The 6,753-nt window shown below is 74.3% G+C and carries 7 protein-coding genes; 4 read left to right on the top strand and 3 right to left on the bottom strand.

What is annotated here, in order from left to right; genetic code table 11:
* Positions 1-977, top strand: a 977-nt coding sequence (locus E1200_RS08890) for a VOC family protein (RefSeq protein ID WP_207933251.1), incomplete at its 5' end; no start/stop codon positions are given.
* Here the strand turns inward: E1200_RS08890 and E1200_RS08885 are convergent.
* From E1200_RS08885 to E1200_RS08875, 3 genes are read right to left on the bottom strand one after another with little or no spacing between them, the layout of a single operon-like run.
* The gene (locus tag E1200_RS08885) at positions 974-2,533 is read right to left on the bottom strand and encodes an FAD-binding oxidoreductase (RefSeq protein WP_131951338.1); all 1,560 of its coding nucleotides are present in this window, start codon (positions 2,531-2,533) and stop codon (positions 974-976) included. The two genes, E1200_RS08890 and E1200_RS08885, sit on opposite strands and share 4 nt — an antisense overlap.
* A gap of 45 nt (positions 2,534-2,578) precedes the next feature.
* Positions 2,579-2,893, bottom strand: a complete 315-nt coding sequence (locus E1200_RS08880) for an L-rhamnose mutarotase (protein ID WP_131951337.1) — start codon at positions 2,891-2,893, stop codon at positions 2,579-2,581.
* Positions 2,893-3,600, bottom strand: a complete 708-nt coding sequence (locus E1200_RS08875) for a FadR/GntR family transcriptional regulator (RefSeq protein WP_243708426.1) — start codon at positions 3,598-3,600, stop codon at positions 2,893-2,895. The genes E1200_RS08880 and E1200_RS08875 overlap by 1 nt, the downstream gene beginning before the upstream one ends.
* Positions 3,601-3,798: 198 nt before the next feature.
* Between E1200_RS08875 and E1200_RS08870 the strand changes: the two genes are divergently transcribed.
* From E1200_RS08870 to E1200_RS08860, 3 genes are read left to right on the top strand one after another with little or no spacing between them, the layout of a single operon-like run.
* A complete protein-coding gene (locus E1200_RS08870) occupies positions 3,799-4,656 on the top strand; it encodes a fumarylacetoacetate hydrolase family protein (RefSeq protein WP_131951335.1) in 858 nt (285 codons plus the stop codon).
* Positions 4,653-5,936, top strand: coding sequence for an enolase C-terminal domain-like protein (locus E1200_RS08865; RefSeq protein WP_131951334.1), 1,284 nt, complete (start codon positions 4,653-4,655; stop codon positions 5,934-5,936). Before E1200_RS08870 ends, E1200_RS08865 begins: the two co-directional genes overlap by 4 nt.
* Positions 5,936-6,742 carry an SDR family oxidoreductase gene (locus E1200_RS08860; protein WP_243708425.1) on the top strand — a complete coding sequence of 269 codons (807 nt, stop codon included), beginning with the start codon at positions 5,936-5,938 and terminating at the stop codon, positions 6,740-6,742. The genes E1200_RS08865 and E1200_RS08860 overlap by 1 nt, the downstream gene beginning before the upstream one ends.
* Positions 6,743-6,753 lie beyond the last annotated feature (11 nt).

Genomic DNA, 6,753 nt, shown 5'->3' with positions numbered 1-6,753 from the left:
CCGCACCCCCGCCCGAGGGGTTCGCGTTCGTGGAGCTGACGGTCGACGCCGAGTCCGGCGCCGAGGTGGCCCGGACGCTCGCCGCCGCCGGATTCGCGCACACCGGGCAGCACCGGTCCAAACCGGTCGAGCTCTGGCAGCAGGGCGACGCCCGGGTGCTCCTCAACGCCACCGGCTCGTCCGCGGGCGCCATCGGCGCGTTCGCGGCCGAGACCGGCGACCCCGAAGGCGCGGCGCGCCGCGCCACCGCGCTGCTCGCCCCCGCGCTGCCGCGCACCCGCGGCGCGGCCGAGGCCGACCTGACGTCGGTGGCCGCCCCGGACGGCACCGCCGTCTTCTTCTGCCGGACCGGCGCCGCGGACGGCTGGCTCGGCGACTTCATCCTCTCCGGCTCCCCGGGCCCGGACCGGACCGGCGTCACCGCGATCGACCACCTCGCCCTCGCGCAGCCGTTCGACGCGTTCGACGAGGCGACCCTCTTCTACCGCTCGCTGTTCGGCCTCGCGCCCGAGCACGACGCCGAGCTGGCCGCGCCGTTCGGGCTCGTCCGCAGCCGGGCCGTCACCGACCCCCGCCGCAGGCTGCGCCTCCTGCTGGACGGCACCGTGCTGCGCCGCGGCTCCTGGGCCCCGGCCGTCCCGGACCCGCAGCACGTGGCGTTCGCCACCGGCGACATCTTCCGCACCGCACGGGCGCTGCGCGAGCGGGGCGCCCCGGTCCTGCGCGTCCCCGCCAACTACTACGACGACCTGGACGCCCGCCTCGTGCTCGACCCCGCGCTGCTCGCCGCGCTACGCGAGCACGACGTGTTCTACGACCGGGACGGCGACGCCGAGTACTTCCACCTCTGCACCGAGATCCTGGGGTCGCGGGTCTTCTTCGAGTTCGTCCAGCGCTCTCCCGGCTACCAGGGGTACGGCACCGCGAACGCCCCCGTCCGCATGGCCGCCCACCGCGCGGCACGCGCCGTCGACTAGGGGACGAGGACGCCGGGGTTGAGGATGCCGGCGGGGTCCAGGGCGGACTTCGCGGCGGTCAGGGCGGCGGCGAACGGGTCGGGGCGCTGGCGGTCGTACCAGGGGCGGTGGTCGCGGCCGACCGCGTGGTGGTGGGTGATCGTGCCGCCGCTCGCCGCGAGCGCCTCGGACACGGCGGCCTTGATCTCGTCCCACTGGGCGACCATGCCGTCCCAGCGGCCGGGCGCGTAGACGCCGAAGTACGGGGCCGGGCCGTCCGGGTAGACGTGGGTGAACCGACACGTCACGACACCGCCGCCCGTGACCTCGCCGATCGCCCGCCGCGCCGCCTCGGTGACGGCGGCGTGCAGCTCCGCGAACCGGTCCCAGGTGCAGGCCGTCTCGAACGTCTCGGCGATCGCCGCGTGCCGGGCCAGCGCGTCCCGCTGGTAGGGCATCCGCAGGAACGACGACCGCCAGGCATCCCCCGTACCCTCTCCGCCGGACTCGTCGCGGACCTCGCCGCCGTGGTCGCGGCACAGTTCGAGCGCCCGGTCCAGCGACGCCTGGACGGGGTGGTCGGCCGACTCGAACGCGAGCAGCAGCACCCCGCCGGCCACACTGACGCCCGTGTTGACCAGCGCTTCGGCGGCGTCCAGCAGCCGGCAGTTCGCCGGATGCAGCCCGCTCTGCGCGACCGCGCGGGTCGCCGCCACGGCGGCGGTGTAATCGGCGAAGCGCACGGACGCCTTGGCCCGCCACCGCGGACGCTCCTGCACCCGCATCCACGCCTCGGTGATGATGCCGAGGGCGCCCTCGCTGCCGAGGAAGAGCCGGTCGGGGGACGGCCCCGCGCCGGAGCCGGGCAGCCGCCGCGACTCGGCGGTCCCGGTCGGGGTGACCACGCGCATCGACTCGACCAGGTCGTCGATGTGGGTGTAGAGGGTGGCGTAGTGGCCGCCGGAGCGCGTCGCCAGCCAGCCGCCCAGCGTGGAGAACTCGAACGACTGCGGGAAGTGCCGCAGGGTCAGCCCCTCCGGCCTGAGCTGCTCCTCCAGGTGCGGGCCGTACACGCCGGCCTGGATGCGCGCGGCGCGGCTCACCGGGTCGATCTCCAAGACCCGGTCGAGGCGCTCCAAGTCCACGGTCACCGCGGGGCGGTCGTCGAACCGGGGTTCGACGCCGCCGACCACGGAGCTGCCGCCGCCGTACGGGATCACGGCGATCCCGTCGCGGGCGCACCAGTCGAGCAGGTCGGCCAGGTCCCGCTCGTCGCGGGGCCGGGCGACGAGGTCGGGGACGTGCCGCAGCTCGCCGTGCAGGTTGCGCACCACATCACGGAACGCCTTGCCGTGCGCGTGGGCGGCGCGGTCGGCCGGGCCGGCGGAGCACAGCCCGGCGAGCGCGTCCGGCGGGGACACGCGCGGCGCGGGCAGACCGAGCGACGCGACGCTCGGCGGCTCGTGGCCGGTCAGCTCGCCGGACGTCAGCGCCCGCACCCGGGAGAGCAGGGCGTCCAGCTCCTTGCCCCGCACCGCGTCCTCGACGTTGCCCCATCCCCACCACGACCGAGCCATTCCGTTCCTTTCGCGAGCGATCTGGAAGCGAGCCGGCCGGGCGGCTCAGGGCAGGCGCCAGACCTCCGGGAGGCCCTGGGCGGTTCCGGCGGCGGAGTAGTCGTGCGGGACGTCCAGGTACCCGGCCATGCGGGCCTGCCAAGCGACGTTGACCGGGAGGTCCTCCAGGGCGGCGAGCACGGCGGCGTAGTCGGCGCAGTCGATCACGTGGAACAGGTCCAGGCCGCTGCGCCAGATCGTCCACTCGCGGACGCCGGCCGCCCGGATCGCGTCGGTCAGCTCGCGCGGGACCTCGGTGTGGGCCCGCTCGTACTCCGCTTCCGTGCCCGGCTTCAGCCGGGTGTGCAGGGCGACGCGCATCAGTCCTCCTCGGCCGGCCGGCTGCCGACCCAGGACTCCACCGCGCCGATGTGCACGGCCGCCGCGATCCGCGCGCCCTCCGGGTCGCGCTCGCTGAGCGCGCGGTAGATGGCCTCGTGCTCGGTGAACGTCCGGGTGAAGACGTTCTCCTCCTGGTACCCGCGCCAGACGCGGGCGCGGAAGGTGCGGCTGTTCAGTCCGGCGAGGATGGCGGCGAGCACGGGGTTCCCGGCCGCCTCGTTGATGATCCGGTGGAACTCCATGTCGTGCTCGACGATCTCCTCGGAGGTGGTGCCGCGCTCCATCGCGCGCATCTCGGCGCGCAGCGCGGCGAGGTCCTCGTCGGTGATGCGCGCGGCGGCCGTGACGGCGGCGGCGGGCTCCAGGATCTTGCGGACCTGGACGAGGTTCAGCAGCGTCTCGCCCCGGGAGACCTCCGCGACCGCGCCGAAGGTCTCCAGCAGGTCGCTCGCCTCCAGCCGGGTCACGTAGACGCCGGCGCCGTGCCGGGCCTCCAGGAGGCCGAGGACCGTCAGCGCCCGGATGGCCTCCCGCATGGAGCTGCGCGACAGCCCCAGCTCGGCGGCCAGTTCGCGCTCGGTGGGCAACCGCTGCCCGGGGACCAGCTCGCCGAGGGCGAGTTTGGCCTTGATCTGCTCGATCGCCCGGTCGGTGACGGTCGTCCTGGACGTGCTGTCGTCGCTCACGCATCCCCTCCATCTGCCGGTGGACATCGTCTCATCCGCCCGGCAACTCATCCGACCATTCGCAAGTGGTCAGATCTATTCTGCCACATAACGACTTAGTTACGGGACTTGCCTGGGCATACGGGGTGAGTGGTCTGATGTCTTCCCAAGTGGTCCGATGACTTGGGCTGCCGCTGAGGGACAAGGGGGAACGGAAGAGTGAAGCTGCTGCGCGTGGGGCCGCCGGGCGCCGAACGACCGGCCGTGCTGGCCGGGGACGGCACGCCGAGGGATCTGTCGGCGATCACGGCCGACATCGACGGCGCCTTCCTCTCCGGGGGCCTGGACCGCGCCCGCGCCGCCCTGGAGGCGGGAGCGCTGCCGCCGCTGGACGCCTCCGCCAGGATCGGCGCGCCCGTGGCGCGCCCCGGCAAGGTCGTGTGCATCGGCCTCAACTACCGCGACCACGCCGAGGAGACCGGGGCCGCCATCCCGGCCGAGCCCGTCGTCTTCATGAAGGCCCCGAACACCGTCGTCGGACCGGACGACCACGTGCTCGTCCCGCCCGGCAGCGTCAAGACCGACTACGAGGTCGAGCTCGCCGTCGTCATGGGCGGCCGCGCCCGCTACCTGGACTCGCCCGAGCAGGCCCGGGAGCTGATCGCCGGATACGCGATCAGCAACGACGTCTCCGAGCGGGAGTACCAGCTTGAGCGGGGCGGCACCTGGGACAAGGGCAAGTCCTGCGAGACCTTCAACCCGCTCGGGCCCTACCTGGTGACGGCCGACGAGGTCCCCGAACCGCAGGACCTCGCGCTGCGGCTCCGGGTGAACGGCGAACTCCGGCAGGACGGCTCCACCCGGAACATGATCTTCGGTGTCGACCACGTGATCTGGTACCTGAGCCGGTTCATGGTCCTGGAACCCGGCGACGTGATCAACACCGGTACACCGGCGGGCGTCGCGCTGGGCCGCCCGGACGAGCCCTACCTGCGGGCCGGCGACGTCATGGAGGTCGAGATCGCCGGCCTCGGCCGGCAGCGCCAGGCCGTGCGCGGGCACGGGGCCGCGACATGAAGATCGTCTCGCTGGAGACCCGCGACGTCCGCTTCCCCACCTCGCGGGACCTGGACGGCTCGGACGCCATGAACCCCGACCCCGACTACTCCGCCGCCTACGTCGTGCTGCGCACCGACGATGGCCTCGAAGGCCACGGCTTCTGCTTCACCATCGGCCGCGGCAACGAGGTCTGCGCCGCCGCGATCGAGGCGCACGCGCCGCTCGTCGAGGGCGCCGAGCTGGACCCGGACGACGCCGGCGGCTTCACCGCGCGGCTGCTGCACGACTCCCAGCTGCGCTGGCTCGGCCCCGAGAAGGGCGCCGTCCACATGGCCGCCGGCGCGATCATCAACGCGGCGTTCGACCTGCTGGGCAAGGCCGCGGGCAAGCCGGTCTGGCGGCTGCTCGCCGAGATGGCGCCGGCGCAGATCGTCGACCTCGCCGACTGGCGCTACCTCTCCGACGCGCTCACCCCGCGGCGCGCCCTGGACATGCTCCAGGACGCCGTCCCCGGCCGCGCCGCACGCACGGCGGAGCTGCTCGAACGCGGCTACCCGGCGTACACGACGACGCCCGGCTGGCTCGGCTACGCCGACGACAAGCTCGTCCGGCTGGCCCGCGAGGCCGTCGCGGACGGGTTCACCCAGATCAAGCTCAAGGTGGGCGCCGACCTCGCCGACGACGTGCGCCGGATGCGGCTGGCCCGGGAGGCCGTCGGCCCGGACGTGCGCATCGCGATCGACGCCAACCAGCGGTGGGACGTCGGCGCCGCCATCGAGTGGGTCTCCGAGCTGCGGCCCTACGACCCGTACTGGGTGGAGGAGCCCACGAGCCCCGACGACGTGCTCGGGCACGCCGCCGTCCGGCGCGGGGTGGCGCCGGTCAAGGTCGCCACCGGCGAGCACCTCGCCAACCGCGTGATGGCCAAGCAGATGCTCCAGGCCGGCGCGGTGGACGTGCTGCAGATCGACGCCTGCCGCGTAGCGGGCGTCACCGAGAACATCGCGATCCTGCTGCTGGCCGCCGCCTACGGGGTCCCGGTCTGCCCGCACGCGGGCGGGGTGGGGCTGTGCGAGGCCGTCCAGCACCTGTCGATGTTCGACTACGTCGCGGTGAGCGGCACGACCGAGAACCGGGTGATCGAGTACGTCGACCACCTGCACGAACACTTCCGCGACCCGGTACGGATCGTGGACGGCCGGTACGCCGCGCCGCGCGCCCCCGGCATGTCCACGGAGATGCGGGCGGAGAGCCTGGCCGCCTACGCGTTCCCCGGCGGCGAGGCATGGAGGATCTGATGGAGTTCGACGGGATCAGGGTCCTGGTGACCGGCGGGGCGTCCGGCATCGGGCTGGCCACCGCGCGGCTGCTGGCCGGCCGCGGCGCCGCGGCCGTCTGCCTGGACGTGAACCCCGCCCCCGGGCCGCTGGCCACGGTCACCGCCGACGTGACCGACGACGCCTCGGTGCGCGCCGCCGTCCGTGCCGCGGCCGACCGCCTCGGCGGCCTGGACGTGCTGGTCAACAACGCCGGCATCGGGGCCCAGGGGACCGTGGAGGACAACGACGACGAGGAGTGGCGCCGGGTCTTCGACGTCAACGTGCTCGGCATGGTCCGGGTCGCCCGCGCCGCGCTGCCGCACCTGCGCGAGTCGCGGCACGCGGCGATCGTCAACACCTGCTCGATCGCGGCCACCGCCGGCCTGCCCGACCGCGCGCTGTACTCCGCGGCGAAGGGCGCCGTGCAGTCGCTTACCCTGGCGATGGCCGCGGACCACCTGCCCGAGGGCATCCGGGTGAACTGCGTGAACCCCGGAACGGCCGAGACGCCCTGGATCGGGCGGCTGCTGGCGGCGGCCGCCGATCCCGAGGCCGAACGCGCGGCCCTCGCCGCCCGCCAGCCGGCCGGCCGCCTCGTCACGGCCGACGAGGTCGCCGCCGCGATCGCCTACCTCGCCTCTCCGCTCGCGAGCGCCACGACAGGGGCGGTGCTCGCGGTGGACGGCGGCATGCAGGGCCTGCGCACGCGGCCCCGCACCCACCCCACGCAAGACGCACGGCAGAGCGCCGGCACCACCCCGCCGGCCGGGACGACCCGACGGTGAAGGTTCCGAGG

This window comes from Actinomadura sp. GC306 (assembly GCF_004348665.1).
Classification (GTDB): domain Bacteria; phylum Actinomycetota; class Actinomycetes; order Streptosporangiales; family Streptosporangiaceae; genus Spirillospora.
The sequence above is the reverse complement of the archived record's forward strand: the minus strand, read 5'-3'. Positions and strand labels throughout refer to the sequence as shown.